Below are 15,822 nucleotides of genomic sequence, written 5' to 3'. Positions count from 1 at the left end.
CCTCTTTGAACATCTGCAGTCATGCCGAAGTCATGCAGGCATACGCGGTCCCTTGTGGGAGCGGCCCCCGTGCCGCGATCGGGCCCGCAGGGCCCGCAAAACCCGCCCCGCCGTGCTACCGCCGAACCTCCTGCGCCCAGCCCAGCCCCCGCCTCACGGCCCGCACTCAGGCTGTCGCGCCACTTCCTCGGTCGCCTCGCGCAACCCCTGCGCCAACGCCTGGCGATCACGCGCCGCATACACCCGTCCGCCGGTCGCATCGGCCACGCAGCGCGACAGCGGGTTCTCGCTCAGGCTCAGCATGTTCACCCGCAACCGTGGCTGGCGCTGGGCGATCTCCTGCACCACGGCGCAGACGTCCCGGTCGCAGTTGTCTTCGCCATCGACGAACATCACTACCACCGCATCCTTGTCGCGCCCATCGACCTGGCTGGCGGCGCGTTCCAGGCTCGCCGCCAGGGGCGTGGCCTGGTAGGCCGGCAAGCTATCGACCAGGCGCAGCAGGTCCGTGCGCTGATCGGCCCGGAACAGCCCGTGGTCACGAATCACCTGGCAGCCATCGAACGTCAGTACTCGCGTGGCGATGTCCGGGTGCAGCTGTGCCAGCGTCTCGTCGAAGGCCTGCTTGGCCAGGGTCAGGCGCGTGGGTTCGGCCAGGATCCGCTGGCGCCTGGGGTTGTCGGCCGGCAGGCGGTCGCCCACCTGGCCGAACCACTCCTCGTCCGCCGCTGTGGCCGACTGGCTGAGGTTCATCGACCCCGAGGTGTCGAGGATCATCACGAAGTCCGGCGCGACCGCCCCCGGCGTGCAGGCATAGTTGCCCATCGGCGCGGTGGCCGGTGTCGGCCACCACAACGCGCGCCACCACCACAGCGCCCACAGCAGCAGCGCCAGCAAGACCAGCAGCCCGAGCAACCACCACCCCCAGCGGCGCCGAGGCACCACCGGCACAGGCGACAGGGGCGGTGGCGGGCTGACGGGAGGCGTGGGCGGCGCGGCCACGGGGCGGGGCGCCAGTGCGCCCCAGCGGATCATCACCGGCTCGCCATTGAGGCTGTACAGGTGCTCCAACGCCACGGGCCCGGTTAGCCCCTCCAAGGCCTGCGCCGCCTGGGTGTCACCGCGTGCACCCAGGCGCTCGGCCAGTTGCGCGATGGCCTGCTGGCGTTGCGCGAGCCGGGCCAGCAGGTCGGCCTGGGCCTTGGCGTTCAGCTCCGCACAGGGCGTGGGCTGGCCTTCGAGCGGGGTCCACCACTGCACACCGTCGCCGTCCCGCCGTGGCTGGCTGAACAGGTGGACGATGCTGGGGGGAAAGTGACGCTCGAGCTGCGTCAGCGTTTCGCCGAGCGTGTCGAGCTGAGCCGCGGTGTAGGGCCCCGCGTCATGGGTGATGCGCTGCATGAAAAGACATCCGGTGGATACCGGGGTCGTGCGACCCCGGTCGAGCGAGTGTTAGTAGCCGAGGCTCATCTGCAAGAGCGAGACCTTCTTCTGCAACGCCTTGAGCTCCTCCTGGCGGGCCTGGACCTGCGCCGGATTGGCGGCCGGGACGGGCTTCTTGGCCGCGCTGAGCTGGCGTTGCAGGTCGTCGATCTGGCGCTGCACGCCGGCCTTGGTGCCATGCCGGGCCTTGAGCTGGCCCAGCAGGCTGTTCATCGAAGCGTTCAGCGCCTGTTGCTGACGCTGCTGCTCGGCCAGGGTCTTGCCGGTGGCCTGCTGCTGCGCGACCAGGTCATCGTGCACACGGCGGAACGCGGCGTTCTCCGCACGCGCCGCGTCCAGCGACTGCTGCTGTTGGTCGACCTGCTGCTGGTAGCCCCCGCCCAGGTCGCAGTGCATCTTGGTGAACAGGCTCGGGTCCTGCAGGGTGCTGTCGCATTCCTGGGCGGTGCTGGCACAACCGGCCAGGACCGCCACGCCCAACAAGGGCAAAAGGTGTCGGATGTTCATCGGTGATTACCCCAGGGTGATGGCCGAACGCTGGCTATAGAGCCCGTCGACCTCGTTTTGCAGGTTGGCGACCTTGGCGTTCATCTTGGCGATCTCCGCCTCGACGGCAGCCACGTCCTTGCCAGCGCCGTTCTGCCGTTCGAGCTGAGCGGTCTTCTCGTACTGCGTGACCTTGTTGCGCATGTTGCCCACGTCCGCGCGCATCTGCTGGAGGTTGGCGTCGATCTCGGCCACCTGCTGGCGCGCCGCCGCCTGGTTGACCGTCTTGCTGCGAATCGACGTGCGCAGGGCGGCGATGCGCTGCTTGTCGTCGTTGATCACCTGTTGCAGCGTGGCGCTGCGCAAGGCCACCTTCTCGGTGTCGGCCTTGACCTCGTCGTTCATCTTCTGCAACCGCTGGGTGGTGTTGGCGTACTGGCTGCGACGGTAGTCGTAGTAGTAGTTGGCGCCCAGCGCCACGCCACAGGCGCCGATACCGGCGATGACCATGCAGCCGACCTTGTTGTCGGCCGCCACCGCGCAGGCCAGCATGCCGACACCGGCTGCTGCGGCGCAGGCGGTCAGGCCGGAGCTGGAGAAGAACTTCGCGTCCTGGCCCTGGGTCAGGCGCGGGTCGGTCTTGGCCTGGGAGGCGCCGAACAGGCTGCCGGCGCCCTGGCCGCCGGTCGATTGGGCGCACCCGCCAAGCACCAGGCTCACGGCGAGCACCGCGCACCACCACCGGTTGGGGAAAAGCCTTTTCATGTGTTGCTCCTGCATCGATGTGCGTCAGTCAGTATCGAAGTGGCGGTCACGGCGTCTTCACGCCCTTGCAGCGGCCCAGCCAGCCCTCGGTGTCGATCTTCTGGGTCTTGAGGTAGCCCTTGAGGTTGCCCCAGTGCGTGCCCAGGAAGGGTTTGAGGTCCTGCAGCTGCGGGTTGCGCGTGAGGATCTCGTCCTGCACCGGCACCTGCTTGGCGAGCAGCGGCTGGGTGTACAGCGTGGCGGCGTCGACCAGGGTGCTGGCGTAGTAGTTGCTCAACTTGTGCAGACGGTCCTTCTGCTCGTCCAGCTTGCCCTGGCGCATCGGGCAGGTGCTGTCGTCGCTGCCGGCGGCGCAGTTGAGTGCGTAGTTCTTTTGCAGGAAGTCCAGGTAGCGGCCGTCGTCGAGCAGCTTGGTGCACAGGAACGCGCCCAGGTTGAGGCTGGCGCGGATGGCCTGATCACGGCTTTCCTCCTGCTGCTGGTTGCTGGCGCGCAGCTGGTTTTCCAGGGTCTTGAGCTGATCCTTCAGGGCCTGGTCCTGCACGCCCGAAGCCAACTGGCCGAGCGCCTGCACGGTGGAGCCGTCCGCCTTGCCGGTGCCCTCGGCCTGGCCCAAGGTCTGCCACTGCTGCTCGATGGCCTTGATCCGGCCGCGCGAGGTCAGGGCCGGCGCCACCAGGGCCAGGCGCAGGCCGGTGCCCTTGTTGCTGGCGGCATGGTCGCCGTCGTAGTAGTCGCGCTCCTGACGCAGCGCGGTGCGCAGCTCGCCCTGGGCGGTGCGGAAATCCCCGCCACGAACCACGAAACCGCCGGCCTGGCCGTGCTGGCGGTCGAGCTTGTTCAGGCGGAAGGGTTCGAACATCATCTCCGCCACGTTGCCGAGCATGTCGTGCAGGCCCAGCGGGTTGGGCTTGAGCAAGCCGGTCAGCTGCGCCTGGCCGTTGGCCGACTGGCTGCCGGCGAACCATTCGTAGGCGCCGACCCCGTCAGGCATCGGGTAGCGGCCATCGCGAAACTCGGCGGCGTTGACCTGCAGGCCGCCGCGCGCGGCGAACTCCCACTCCACCTCGGTCGGCAGGCGCAGGAAGCCGGCCACGCCGTCCTCCTTGGGCAATTTGTCCTTGGCGTGCTGGCGCAGCCACAGGTTGTAGCGGTCGCTGGCCTGCATCGCCTGCAGCCAGCTGACCCCGGTGGCCGGCAGGCGAGTCTTGGTGGCCGGCGTCGGGCATGTTTCGTCGGTCAGCGCCCGGTACTGCAGATCGCTCATCTCGTACTTGGCCAGCAGGTAGTAGCGCGACTTGGCCGCCTTGCCGTCGGTGAAGCTGCCAGCGACGAAGGCCGGGCGGGTCTGCTCCACGTAGCCCCATTCGGCGCTGTCCTGGCCGAGCTTGACCGGGTAGTCGTCCAGCGGGCCGCCCAGGGGCACGAAGACCTTGCGAAACACCATGGCGCCGTCGCAGGGCATCGGCAGCACCACATCGCCCTCGGCCGGCTTGGGGTTGTAGTACTTCTCGTCCCAACCGGCCTGGGCCTGCAGGCTCACCGCCAGGAGGGGCATCAGGCACAGGACACGTAGCGAGTTACAGTTCACGCAGGCTCTCCGCAGGTTCGATATGGATGGCGCGGGCCGCGCCGATGAGGGCGACCAGGGCCGCCACCAGCAGCGCCAGCAGCAGGGCGGCCAGGGCGTGCCAAGGGGTGATGTGGCAGACGAAGGCGCCGGTGGCCCGGGCGCCGCCGAGCAGATGGTCGAACAGGGCGCTGCCGGCCAGGTAGCAGACCAGCCCGCCGAGGTAACCGACCAGGGCCAGGGCCACGGCCTGCAACACGATGAAGCCGGCCGCCGCAGCCCGTGGGAAGCCCATCAGGCGCAGCAGCGCCAGGCTGCGGCGCTTGCGTTCGATGTTGGCCAGGAAGGCCCCGGCCAGCGAGGCCAGGCAGCCCAGCAGCGCCGCGCCGGCGATCACCGCGAAGATCACCCCCAGCACGTGATTGATGGCCTTGACGTTGTCGATGTCGGCCAGGCGGCTGCTGGTCTCGATGTGCTGCGCCTCCAGCCAGCGTGCCAGCCCGGTCACCTCGTCGATGTCGCGGGCATACAGCCGCGCCTTGGCATAGCGCGGCGCCAGGCCGTCCTGCGAGTGACCGTCGGCGCCGAGCAGCGGGACGTGGTAGCCATCGCGGAAGCGTTCGAGCTGTTGCAGCAGCGCCGGTGCGACGAACATGCCTGGGCGGGCGAAACGTTCGGCCGGCAGCACGGCGCTCACTTGCAGGCGCAGCTCGCCACGCTGCTCGTGGCCGTCCAGGCGCCGCTGCACGCGCAGGCGGATCCACTGTCCGGCACTGGCCTCCAGGCGCCGCGCCGCCGCCGCGCTCAGCACCGTGGCCGTGGTCGAGGCGGGCACCTCGGCATCGACCAGCAGCGGATCGCCAGGCCCCGTCGGCACCACTTCGGCGTTCTCCACGAAGCGCCCGTGCTCGCCGAGCAGGTCCGCCTGGGTGTTGAGCGAGCGCGTCAGGCCGACGGCGAAGCCGGTTTCGGGCCGTGCGCGCAGGGTCTGCAACCAGGTCTCGTCGAAGTTGCCACTGCCCAGCAGCTTGATCTCCAGGTTGCGCGGGTCGCTCAGCAACTGCGCCTGCAACTGGCTGACCACCCCATGCTTGAGGCCGAACAGCAGCAGCAGCGGCGCGATCACCGCCACCAACGCCGCCGCCACGCACAGCGAGACCTTGCGGTCGTGCCACAGATCGGCGAGCGCCAGCTGGGTCAGCAGGCGCAGACGTTCAGGCCAGCGTGGCAAAGTGCGTCTCCCCCGGGCGGCTGTGGGCGCGCAGGCTCGGCAGGCCGAAGGCCTCGACCAGGGCCCAGTCGTGGGACACCAGCAACACGGCCAGTTGCAGCTCGCGCGCCAGTTCCAGCAGCAGGCCGAACAGACGCTGGGCATTGTGCGGATCGAGCGCCGCGGTCGGCTCGTCGGCCAGCAGCAGGCGCGGCTGGTGGGCGATGGCCCGGGCGCAGGCCACGCGCTGGCGTTCGCCGATCGACAAAGCCTGCGGCAGCTTGTTCAGCAACGGCCCCAGGTTGAGCACCTCGATGGCTCGCTCGGCGCCGGCGCCCAGGCCAGGCAGACCCAGCAGCTGGCGCGGCAGGCGAATGTTCGCCGCCACGTCCAGAAACGGCAGCAGGCCACCGTTCTGCAGGATGAAGCCCAGACGCTGCGCGCGCAGCTCGGCCAGGCGTGCCTGCTCGCCGCGGGCCAGCAGCGCCGCCACGTCGATGTCGTCGAGCCGGTAGCGCCCCAGCTGGCTGGGCGACAGCAGCAGGCCCAGGGCCTCGAGCAGGGTGCTCTTGCCGCAGCCGCTTTCGCCGGTGATCGCCAGCACCTGGCCAGACGCCAGGCGCAACGAGGGCAAGTGCACCGCATGGCCGTGACCAGGCACGCCGCGCTGTACGCTCAGGGCATCGACCTCGAGCATGTCAGGGCATCATTTCCAGCGGCACCGGGTACACGTAGTCACGTGCATCGCTGCCTTCGGCCAGGGACACCCAGCGGTCCACGTCGGCGTTGTAGCGCTGGTAGTGGCGCAGCTTGGTGGCCAGGGTGCGGATGAATTTCTCCTGGGCCAGGCCGTCCCAGCTCTTCCAGGTCTCCTCGTCGAGGTTCAGGACCTCGCTGTGGTAGGGCAGGTCGTCGAGGTATTCGCCGAGCACGCCCAGGTCGGCCACCTTGGCGTTGCCGTTGGCCTTGAGCTGGTTGGGGTCGGTGCCCATGGTCGCGGCCACGTTGCGCAGGCGTTCGAACATGTCGCTGGGCGAGATCAGCCCCTGGTTGGCAGCGTCGAGGATCTGCTTGAGCACCTCGGACAGGTCGCTCAGCTGCGCCTTGGTCAGCAGCACGCGCACGTCGGTGGTCGGCACGTTCTGCTTGATCGGGTCACGGTCGGCGATCCACGCCTGGAACACCGGTGGCGCCTGGGTGCCTTGCTGTTCGCCCAGGTAGGCCAGGCGCATGGCGTGGCCGATCAGCGCGGCGTCGTCGACCAGCTTCTGCTCTTCGGGCGTGGCCTTGGCGTTGAGCGCGCTGCCGATGGCCTCGTCGCCCATGTAGGCGGCCTTGACCTGGCCGGTGATGGCGCTGGCCAGGGCATCCACCTTGCGCCCGTAGGCTTCCACGTCGCCGGCGTCCACCGGGTAGTACAGCGACGTCTGGGTGCCGGTGTAGGTCGACAGCGCCTGGTATTGCGCCTCGGCCCGGGCGTGGTCCTTGGCCCCGGCCGGGGTCTTGAGGTGCAGGGTGTACAGCGCCACGCCCGGGTTGGCCGCCTCGATGCGCACCTGCTCGGCGCTCAGCCCGGTGGAGGAAAGCTTGTCGTCACCGTCCAGTGCCCCGGCGTCGGTGATCAGCACCACGTAGCGGGCACCGAAGGGTTTCCAGTCGATCGTGTCGATGGCCTGCATCACCCCGGCGTAGGCGTCCTCGTCGAACGCCTTGCTCGACACCTTGGCCTGCTTGAGGTCCGCGACCTTGGCCAGGAAGTCGTCGCCGTCCTTGACCGTGTTGGGGTCGGCGTACAGCTTGGTCAGGTATTCCAGGCCCGGCACCGCCTGGGTGCTGGAGCGGAAGGCGACCAGCCCGAACTTGACCTGGCGGCCGAGGTTTTCCTTGGCGATCTGCGCATAGACCTTGCGGATCGCCTCGCGGGTGCGCTCGATGTACGGGTCCATGGAGATGGTCGAGTCGATCACGAACACCACCGCCGCGCTGAATTCCTTGAGCTGGCTGGCGCTGTTGCCGGCGCCGGCTGCACCCTGCGCGGCTGCGTTGGCCGGGGCGTTGGTGGCCTGGGCGTCGGCCTTGCTGACCGAGGCCACGTCGAGGATGCGCGTGCGAAAGCCGGCTTCGGTCATGACTTCTTCGCCGCTGAGCACCGGCAGCAGGTAGAACTGCTTCTGCAGGTCGATGAAGTATTCGGGCTCCTGGGCCAGTACGCCTGGGGCGGTCTGGCCCTGCTTGAGCTTGGCGCGTAGCGGGGCAATGTGGCTGACCGGGTCGGGCGCGTCGAGGATGCCCTCGAGGGTCTTGCGCTCCTTGAAGAACAGCAGGCGGTCGCGGTTGGCCGGGTTGGTGAAGGCCAGGGTGAGCTGCATGCGCCATTCCACCGTGCAGGCCGCCGGCAGCCAGCCAAGGGTCTTGCCGAAGCTGTCCGGGCCGACCTTGAGCCATTCGGCGTTGCCGGCCTGGCTGCGTTCGTACACGTAGAAGCGGCTGAAGGCCGGCTGTTCGGCCCCGGCCGGGGCGCCCGCCGTCGGGCTCAGGTGGCAGCCCGGTGTGGTCAGCACGCGCTGGAACAGGGTCTTCTTGCCGGCTTGCAGCAGCGGTTTGTCGGCGGCCAGCACGGTGCCGTGGGCCAGCACAAGGCCGGCGGCGAGGGCGATCAGGCGCAGCTTCACTTCTTCAGGTCCTTGAGGCGCTCGGCGGCCTCGGCATTGTCCGGGTCGAAGCCCTGGATGGTTTCGTACCAGTACACCGCCGTGGCGTCGTCAGGCGCCTTGAAACAGTCGCTGGGTTGCAGGAACTTGGGGTCGTACTCGTGGGCGTAGGCGCTGGCGATGGCCAGGTCGCCGGCCTGGGCGCGGTTGGCGTACAGCCGCTGCGCCACGCCGCACTGCTTGGCCGCCTTGGCCTGGGCGATGGTCTCGAGCAAGGCCTGGCTGCCCGGCGCCTGCTGGATGCAGGCCTGGACGAACTGCAGCTCCGAATCGCTGGCCAAGGCTTCGCGGCTGCATGGGGCGGCCGTCGTCGCGGCGGCGGGTGCAGGCGCAGCGGGCGCGGCCGGCTCGGCGCCTGGCTTGAGCAGCCACCAGGCCAGGGCCGCCAACGCCAGCAGGATCAGGACCAGGGCGATCCACAGGCCGGTCTTGCTGGCTTTCGCCGGGGGCGTGACCGGCGGGGCAGGCGGCGGGGCGACCGGCTCAGGGGCCGGCTCGGGAGCAGGCACAGGCTCAGGTTCGACCACCGGCGGCGGTGTCGGTGCCGGCTCAGGCGTCAGCACCGCGCTGCGCTCGGCCCCCGCCGGGCCGGTGGCTGCGGCAGCGCCGGAAGGCAGCAGGCCGTCGGCCAGGCGCAGGACGTTCTCGTCCTCGCCATCCGGGCCGCGCAGGCGCAGGTTGTAGAGGTTGTTCGGCTGACTCAGCAACGGGTCGACGATCTGCGCGCCCAGCGTACAGGTCAGGTGCTCGCCGCTGGCGTCTTCCTCGAACGCCTGCTCGAACCAGCAGGGTGTGTTGCTCCAGTGCTGGTCAGCCTGCAGGTAGTGCTCGTCCTGGTTGCGCTGGATGGCGAAGGACAGCGCGCCGCTGTCGTATTCCCAGCCCCGCACGTGCAGCAGGGCACGGCCGGGGGTCGAGGGGAGCAAAGGCTGCAGCTTGGGGGTGATAGCCATCGTTTATCTCGCTGTGAGCCGGTTCAGGGCCAGGCCCAGTCGTTCGTTCTGTTCGGGGCTGATCGCCAGGCCCTTGCGGTGCCCGGCGTTGTTCTGGGTGTGGATCGCCACGCCGGAGATCCAGCTGTCGGCGAACGTCACCGCCTGGTCCTCGGCCTGCGCCGCCAGTTCGGGGAAGCGTCCCGGCATCGGCCGCTGGTAGAAGGCGAACAGCGGCTCGCGGCTGCCCAGCAGGCTGTTGGGGCGCTGGGCCTGGGGCTCGCCCAGGTGGCCGAACCAGGCGCTGAAGTCGTTGAGCACCAGTTGCGCGGTCAGCACCTGGCGTTGCACCAGCGACTCGCGGCGCACGCCGCTCTGGGCGCGGCGCAGGAGCGCTTCGCTGAGCTGGCGGGGCAGCTCCAGGCGTTCGGCGCAGACCACCAGCTCGTTGACCAGGGCAGCGACCGTCTCGGCCGGCAGATCGAGCATCTGCAGCACGTACGCACGGCGGCTCAGGGTGCGCAGGTGCGCGGCCCAGAGGTCGAAGGCGGCACGGGCGAACTGGTGCTCGTGGCTCTGGTACTCGGTCACCGCCGGGGCGGGCGCGGCGGCGTCCGGCGCGCCGAAGATGTCGAAGTCGTCCACGACCGGCGCGGCATCGGCGGCGGCCGGGGGGCTGTCGGCGCTGTCGAAGTCGCCCGACAGGTACAGCTCGCGCAGGGCGCTCTCCGGCACCGCCATGTAGGCCAGCAGTTCGCCGAGCAGGTGCTTGCGCTGCGCCTGGCGCACGAACGGCGCGGCGATGCGGTTGGCCAGCTCTTTCTTCTGCTGGCGCTCGTCTTCGCCACCGGCCTGGTAGTACTGGGCCAGGCGTGGCAGCAGCTGCGCGAGCAGGTCCTCGTACTGCTGGGCGATGCGCTCGAGCTTGCGCGACAGCGGCGTGGCGCGGGCGAACGCGGCGCTGAAGCGGGCCAGGCCGCCGTCGTTGAGGGCGAGCATCGCATCCCAGGCGGCGTCGGCGTCGGCCACGTGGCGGCGGCTGAGTTCGCTGCCGACGAAGCTGGCCTTGAGCTGCGCCAGGTCAGCCTGTTTGTCGGTCTTCAGGCCCAGCTCCTGACGGGTGCCGTCAGGGGTCTTGGCGCTCAGGTCGATGAAGGTGTTTTCCAGGCGCGGCTTGCGCACCAGGTAGGTGTTGTTGAACGGCTGGCTGCCCCATTCGCGCATCCACGGCTCGTTGCCGAAGCGTTCGATCAGGGTGAGCTTGAGCATGTTCTCGCACGCTTCGGGGTACTGCGCGGCGGACTTTTCCAGGGCGCCGGTGATGAAGCCGTCGCTCATGGTCAGCGCCCAGACCAGGCCTGCGTCCTGGCCATCGCGCTGCTGCGGGCTGGCGCCCTGGGTGCGGTCGATCCAGTCCTGCAGGACCTTGCCGACGCTGACCACCTCGCTCTGCTTGAACGTGCTGGTGCACATTACCAGGGCGTTCATCTCCTGCTCCTGGGTGTAGCGCTCGAACAGGTAGGCGACCTTGCCGCGCAGCAGCAGCTTGGCCACCGGGTTGCCGGCCTGCTCGGGCAGCCTGAGCAGTTTTTCGCGGCTGCGGTAACCGGGGAAGTCCAGCACGTCGACCCGGTTGACGATGTCGTTGGCCGGCTCGTTGAGCAGGCCGAAGATCAGTTCGCTGGTCAGCGCCGCCAACTGCGCGGTCTGTACCCCGGCCGGTGCGCCCAGCTCGCCGCTGGCTTGCAGTGGACGGACCTGCAACAGGCCATCGTCGGCTGCGCCCAGCTGGCTGAGGATGTCGACGTTCATGATGCTGTTGCTTTGCACCAGCAGGCCGTCGCGCTCGCTGACCAGTGCACTGAGCGGCGCCATCACGGTCTGCGCCAGGCCCAGCCGGTGCAGCGCGCCGGCCAGCTGCTCGTAGGTGTCGGTCATCGGCCCCAGGTTGCCCCAGAGCGGCGCCAGCAGGCGGGCGCGATCGCGCACCGACAGTTGCGGGGCGATCTCCAGCACCCGCGGCCAGTAGCGGGCGGCCAGCGGCTGCACTGGGTGACGGTAGTGGTGCTCCAGGTAATCCCACAGCAGCACCAGGTCGTCACGGTCGAACCCCGGCACGGCCGGCCCGGCGGTCACGTCGGCGAACGGCGCCAGGGCCGCGTCGATGCGCGCCTCGGTGAAGGCCGAGTCGAGCTGCTGGTGGTCGAAGTCCTCGAACCAGGCATTGGCCAGGATGATCGCGATCTCGATCTCGCGGAACAGCCGCAGCTCCACCGGGAAGGCCGGGTCCGGACTGGGCTGGGCGTGGCGAGTGAAGCGCGTGACCAGGCCAGTGGCTTCCTTGCCGCCGCCGACCGGGTTGACGTGTTCGATGAAGTCCAGCGTGCGTGGGCCGAGACGGGTTTCCAGGCGGCCCTGCGCGTCGGCGGCCAGGGCCGAGATCAGGTAGCTCTTGCCGGCCTGGGACAGGCCGAAGAAGCCGGCGGTCATCGGCGTGGCGCTGACCCGCTGCAGGCTGCGCGCCAGGTTGCGGGCGCGGTGCAGGTCGCGGTTCAGGCTCGGCGCGCGCTGGGCGATGTCCTCGACCGCCGGGGCGACCTCGGCGATCCAGTCCAGGGCCAGACCTGCGCCGGTGTAGACGTTGGCCCAGGCCTGGGCGAGCGCGGTGGGTTCAGCAGTCAGCTTGCTCATTTCGGACTCACGCTCCCGCTGTCGAGCCAGTAGTTGGAGGCGCCACCTTCGGCGCTCAGCATGGTGTACAGCTGCAAGCGCACGTCCTTGCGGGTGAAGGACTCGCCCTCCACGTTGCTTTCGATGTTCTCGTCGATCAGCAGCTTCTCGGCGACGATCTCGGCTTCGGCGCGGTCGCTGTCGGCCGCCTCGACCCGCAGGCGCAGCAGCAGGCACGGCTCACGGCCGTCGCGGGTGCGCTTGTTGGCCAGCTTGCGGGTGCCACTGTCGGTCAGTTCGACCAGGTACAGCGGCGCAGCCACCCAGCGCTGGGCGGCCAGCTGGCGGTAGCCCAGGCGGGTCTTGCCGAGCACGCGCAGCACCGGTGCTTCTACCTCCGGCGCATGCAGGCGCAGGCTCTCGTTGCCCTGGGCGTCGGTGTGGATCACGTCGCGGTAGAGCAGGTCGTGGTCGATGATCAGGTTGTTCTCGTCGAGCTTGCCGATGTGACGCATGGTCGAGTACGGCTTCAGGCGCGCGACGCTGAAGTAGAAGTTGGAGATCTTGCGCTGCTCGCTCAGCAGGCAGAGCATCGCGCCCACGGCCGCGGTGGTCTTGGGGTCGTCGATGCGGCCGTTGCGGTGGAAGGGGTACCAGCCGCCGACACGGTAGCCGTCCATGGGCACGATGCGCCCGGGCGGCAACGGCACCTTGCGTCGCAGGTAGGCCAGCACGCCAGGCAGCCGCGAGGGCCGGCCGGTGATCAGCAGGGCGTCGCACGGGTAGTGGAAGACCACCTCGGTCAGGGCGTCGAGCACCTTGCACAGGTTGATCTGGCCCTTGAGGAAGGCCTGGTGAATGGCCGCCAGGTCCACGCGCAGGCGCACCTGGTCCAGCTCGAACCGGGCATTGCCGCCGTCGGCCCGGCGTACGTTGCTGGCCACGTACTCGCGCACGCGCTCGCCGATCGCCCCGTGGGTGAGTGCCAGCACCTCGGCGTAGCTCGGCTCGTGCACGGTGCACGGCACCTCGGGGTCGAAGCGCTCGTACAGCGCCAGCAGGTGCAGGCCCAGCGGCGTGAACACCTGCAGGTTCAACTGCTGGCGCAACACCGCGTCCTGGGCGCTGGTGCTCTCGTCGCCACACAGGCGCGAAAGCAGGGCACGCGGCGCCTGCACGCCCGCCTCGGCGAAGGCCTGCTCCAGCCCCGGCAGGACGAAGCGCTGGATCACGTCGAGCAGGATGTCGTCCCCGGCGATCTTGAAGCTGTCGCGAAAGCGCTGCGCCGGCAGGATGGTCACGTTGCTGCCGCCGGCATGCTCGCTGGCGCGCTCCAGGCGGTAGTCGGTGATCACCAGGTCGCTGGTGCCGCCGCCGATGTCGATGCTGGCCAGGGTCACGGCCTCACGGTCGGTCTTGTCGGGGCGGGCGAGGGTGTCGAAGAACTCCTGCGGGTGGCCGGCGAAGTTCTCGCGGATCTCGGTGTACAGGTACACCAGCTGGCCGCAGGACGCTTCGTCCCACTCGACCTTGACCTTGGGCAGCGGAATGCGCGGCGCCGGGATGTCGTTGCTGGCGCGGGCCTTGGCCGGGTCCAGGTCGCCGTCGTGCCAGCCCATGCACTTCCACACCAGGGCGATGGCCTGCAGCAGGCGGTCGTTGAGCAGGCTGCGTTCGACCTGGGGCATGCCCGGCGGCACGGTCAGGGTCACGCTGGACAGCTGCCGCGGGCGCTGGGTATGGCCCATGCGCGTTCGCTGGGCCGGGCTGTTGATCTGCACCAGGGCCTGGGTCAGCACCTCGGCGAGCATGAAGGTCATCAGCGAGCTGCGTGAGTACTGCGGGGTGAACGCCGGCAGCCGGTCGTCTTCGTGCTTGAGCTTGTAGAACGCTTGCCCGAGCTTGGTCACCCGGTGCGAGAACGGCGCCGCCGTGGCCTTCGGTTCGCTGTCGCTGCGCACGTAGGCGCTGTTGAAGCGCCAGCCGTGCAGGTAGGCGTTCTCGTCCCACAGGTAGCGCTTGGGGCTGGACAGCCCGGTCGAGCCTTCGGTGCCCTTGCGCCGCCCCGACAGGCGACCGGCTTCGGCACCGACCCGGGCGATGGTGGGCCACTGGAAGGCATCGTGGCGGCCGCTCTGCACCGAGAAGTTCTCTTTGCCGAAGCTGGCCTGGGCGAACTCCACGCGGCTCTCGAACGGCTGGCTGTAGACCTGCTCGGGGCAGGTGAGGTCGCGGATCTGCAGCACGTAGTTGTGCTTGAGGCCATCACCGGACTGCCCGTGGTTCTCGATCAGGATGCCGCAGGTGCGCGAGTTGCCCACGTCCAGCACCAGGTCCACCGGGATCGGCGGCTCCAGCGAGGCCACGCCGTTGGCGGCGAGCTTGATGTCCGGCACCGGAAGGCGGGCCGGCGCCTGGGTGTACTGCTCGGGCACCGGACGCGCCATCAGGCTCAGCAGGTTGAGGTAGTGGCCCAGGTGGCGCTGCTCGTCGATTTCCTCGTCGACGTCTTCGCTGGGGCGGGCCTTCTGGCTGTCGCGGTACACCTCTTCGAGCCACAGGCGTACCCATTGCTGGTCGAGGAACCAGCGGCTCTGGCGGGCCTGGCAGGCCAGGCGAAAGCTGGCCCCGGCGTTGATGTCGTCCTGGGTCGGCGCCAGGTACTGCATGCCCTGGCTGCTGGCCATGGCGCGGGTGTCGAAGGCCAGCGTCAGGCGATGGGTGTTGCCGTCCACGTCCGGCTGCGCCAGGCGCACCAGGCGCATGCGTGCCCAGTTGGTCGGGCCTTCGTCGAAGCGCTCCGGCGGCAGGAAGCGGAAGAACGGCGCCGGCAGCCACAGACCGTCGAGCAGGGTCAGGCTGCTCTGCAGGCTCAGGGCTAGGTCTTCTTCGTCGACCACGCTGACCAGGCGCTCGTGCTGGCCGGCCTGACCGTTGTCGTTCACCGGCCCGAGGTGGAAGTACTCACGGGTCTCGTGGTTGAGCAGCAGCCGCGCGATCAGGGTGTTGCCCATGCGCGCGAAACGCCCGGCGGGTTCCTTGGCAGGGTCGAGCCGGACGGCGAAATCGAGGAACTGCAGGCCGCTGTCGTTGACCAGGTGAACGGTATCTTCGAAGGGGGTGAGCTCGGGCAGCATGGGAGGAGGCCTTTATTCGCGGCGCATGGAAATGGGGAATTGGCTGGAGCCGTAATGGCCTTGGCAGTCGGCGATGCGTTGCGCGCCGGGGGCGCAGCTCACCGTGGGCATGTCGTAGCGACCGCCGTCGGTGCAGGTGGCCTGGTCCTGGCTTTCGATGCCCAGCTGGCCGCCACGCATGGCGGCGTTGACCGCGCCGGTGCAGTTCACGCCGTCCGGGCGGCGGATGGTGACGTTGCCCTGGCCGTTCTCGAAGGCGTATTCCAGGCGCAGCGGCTTGGCGGTGCTGGCGTCGAGGATGCCGGCACCGGCGCGGTAGTTGCCGTTGAGGAAGTCTGCCGGGCCTTCGCTGGCGTCTTCGGGAATGGTCAGCGGCGGCGCAGTGCCGGCCGAGGGCGCGGAAGGCGCGACCGGTGCGGCACCGGCCTGGGCGTCGGGCGTGGCTGGGGCCGGCGCTGGCGTGGCATCGGCTGGGGTACCGGGTGCGTCTGCGGCTGGAGGTTCTGCGGGCAGCGGGGCCGCCTCGTCAGCGGCGGGGGCTGCAGCTGCACCGGGCGCACTGGCGCCTGCGTCGGGCACGGCGCCGCCCCCCGGGACAGCGGGTACGCCCCCGGTGGCGCCGACGCCGACGCCGGACGTCAGTGCTGGCGCGCCAAGGGTCGGGGCGCTCGGACCGCTCAGCGCCGGCACGCCCGTCGTCGGACGCTCCAGGCGCGGAGCATCGACCGCCAGGGTCGGCAGGCCCAGCTGGGGCGCGCAGCCGCGCAACAGACCGAACAGCAGGGCCAGCAGCAGCAACGCCAGCAGCAGCCACAGCCACCACCTGCGGCGCCACCAAGGGCGCGCCCGTTCGACCGGCACGCTCAGCGGCGGCGGGGTGAACACGGGGGCAGGGGTG

The 15,822-nt window shown here is 69.6% G+C and carries 11 protein-coding genes; all 11 read right to left on the bottom strand.

The features are described from left to right. Positions 1–153 precede the first annotated feature (153 nt). Complete coding sequence (locus tag G7Z99_RS17660; RefSeq protein ID WP_181096048.1) at positions 154–1,401, bottom strand: VWA domain-containing protein; 1,248 nt, start codon at positions 1,399–1,401, stop codon at positions 154–156. 51 nt (positions 1,402–1,452) lie between these two features. After that, positions 1,453–1,950 carry a hypothetical protein gene (locus G7Z99_RS17655; protein ID WP_181096046.1) on the bottom strand — a complete coding sequence of 166 codons (498 nt, stop codon included), beginning with the start codon at positions 1,948–1,950 and terminating at the stop codon, positions 1,453–1,455. 6 nt (positions 1,951–1,956) lie between these two features. Beyond that, positions 1,957–2,694 carry a hypothetical protein gene (locus G7Z99_RS17650; RefSeq protein ID WP_181096044.1) on the bottom strand — a complete coding sequence of 246 codons (738 nt, stop codon included), beginning with the start codon at positions 2,692–2,694 and terminating at the stop codon, positions 1,957–1,959. 46 nt (positions 2,695–2,740) lie between these two features. Beyond that, complete coding sequence (locus G7Z99_RS17645; RefSeq protein ID WP_181096107.1) at positions 2,741–4,252, bottom strand: formylglycine-generating enzyme family protein; 1,512 nt, start codon at positions 4,250–4,252, stop codon at positions 2,741–2,743. 22 nt (positions 4,253–4,274) lie between these two features. Continuing rightward, complete coding sequence (locus tag G7Z99_RS17640) at positions 4,275–5,495, bottom strand: ABC transporter permease (protein WP_181096042.1); 1,221 nt, start codon at positions 5,493–5,495, stop codon at positions 4,275–4,277. Then, positions 5,479–6,171: an ABC transporter ATP-binding protein gene (locus G7Z99_RS17635; protein WP_181096040.1), complete on the bottom strand. Its 693-nt coding sequence runs from the start codon at positions 6,169–6,171 to the stop codon at positions 5,479–5,481. The genes G7Z99_RS17640 and G7Z99_RS17635 overlap by 17 nt, the downstream gene beginning before the upstream one ends. A 1-nt stretch (position 6,172) precedes the next feature. Next, positions 6,173–8,146, bottom strand: a complete 1,974-nt coding sequence (locus G7Z99_RS17630; protein ID WP_181096038.1) for a vWA domain-containing protein — start codon at positions 8,144–8,146, stop codon at positions 6,173–6,175. Beyond that, on the bottom strand, positions 8,143–9,138 hold the full coding sequence (locus G7Z99_RS17625) for a hypothetical protein (protein ID WP_181096036.1): 996 nt from the start codon (positions 9,136–9,138) through the stop codon (positions 8,143–8,145). Before G7Z99_RS17625 ends, G7Z99_RS17630 begins: the two co-directional genes overlap by 4 nt. A 3-nt stretch (positions 9,139–9,141) precedes the next feature. Continuing rightward, positions 9,142–11,808 (bottom strand): virulence factor SrfC family protein, encoded by a 2,667-nt coding sequence (locus tag G7Z99_RS17620; RefSeq protein ID WP_181096034.1) that lies wholly within the window; start codon positions 11,806–11,808, stop codon positions 9,142–9,144. Next, a complete protein-coding gene (locus G7Z99_RS17615; protein ID WP_181096033.1) occupies positions 11,805–14,924 on the bottom strand; it encodes a virulence factor SrfB in 3,120 nt (1,039 codons plus the stop codon). Before G7Z99_RS17615 ends, G7Z99_RS17620 begins: the two co-directional genes overlap by 4 nt. A gap of 12 nt (positions 14,925–14,936) precedes the next feature. Continuing rightward, positions 14,937–15,822, bottom strand: an 886-nt coding sequence (locus G7Z99_RS17610; protein WP_258197077.1) for an SrfA family protein, incomplete at its 5' end; no start/stop codon positions are given.

The sequence above is a fragment of the Pseudomonas entomophila genome, assembly GCF_013523165.1.
Lineage (GTDB): Bacteria > Pseudomonadota > Gammaproteobacteria > Pseudomonadales > Pseudomonadaceae > Aquipseudomonas > Aquipseudomonas entomophila_A.
Note: the sequence above shows the minus strand (reverse complement) of the source record. Positions and strands in the feature narration are given on the sequence as shown.

What these genes read in the sequence shown, in the direction of transcription:
- G7Z99_RS17660 (WP_181096048.1), bottom strand. Translation starts at nt 1,401, where the DNA reads ATGCAGCGCATCACCCATGACGCGGGGCCCTACACCGCGGCTCAGCTC.
- G7Z99_RS17655 (WP_181096046.1), bottom strand. Translation starts at nt 1,950, where the DNA reads ATGAACATCCGACACCTTTTGCCCTTGTTGGGCGTGGCGGTCCTGGCC.
- G7Z99_RS17650 (WP_181096044.1), bottom strand. Translation starts at nt 2,694, where the DNA reads ATGAAAAGGCTTTTCCCCAACCGGTGGTGGTGCGCGGTGCTCGCCGTG.
- G7Z99_RS17645 (WP_181096107.1), bottom strand. Translation starts at nt 4,252, where the DNA reads ATGCCCCTCCTGGCGGTGAGCCTGCAGGCCCAGGCCGGTTGGGACGAG.
- G7Z99_RS17635 (WP_181096040.1), bottom strand. Translation starts at nt 6,171, where the DNA reads ATGCTCGAGGTCGATGCCCTGAGCGTACAGCGCGGCGTGCCTGGTCAC.
- G7Z99_RS17625 (WP_181096036.1), bottom strand. Translation starts at nt 9,138, where the DNA reads ATGGCTATCACCCCCAAGCTGCAGCCTTTGCTCCCCTCGACCCCCGGC.
- G7Z99_RS17620 (WP_181096034.1), bottom strand. Translation starts at nt 11,808, where the DNA reads ATGAGCAAGCTGACTGCTGAACCCACCGCGCTCGCCCAGGCCTGGGCC.
- G7Z99_RS17615 (WP_181096033.1), bottom strand. Translation starts at nt 14,924, where the DNA reads ATGCTGCCCGAGCTCACCCCCTTCGAAGATACCGTTCACCTGGTCAAC.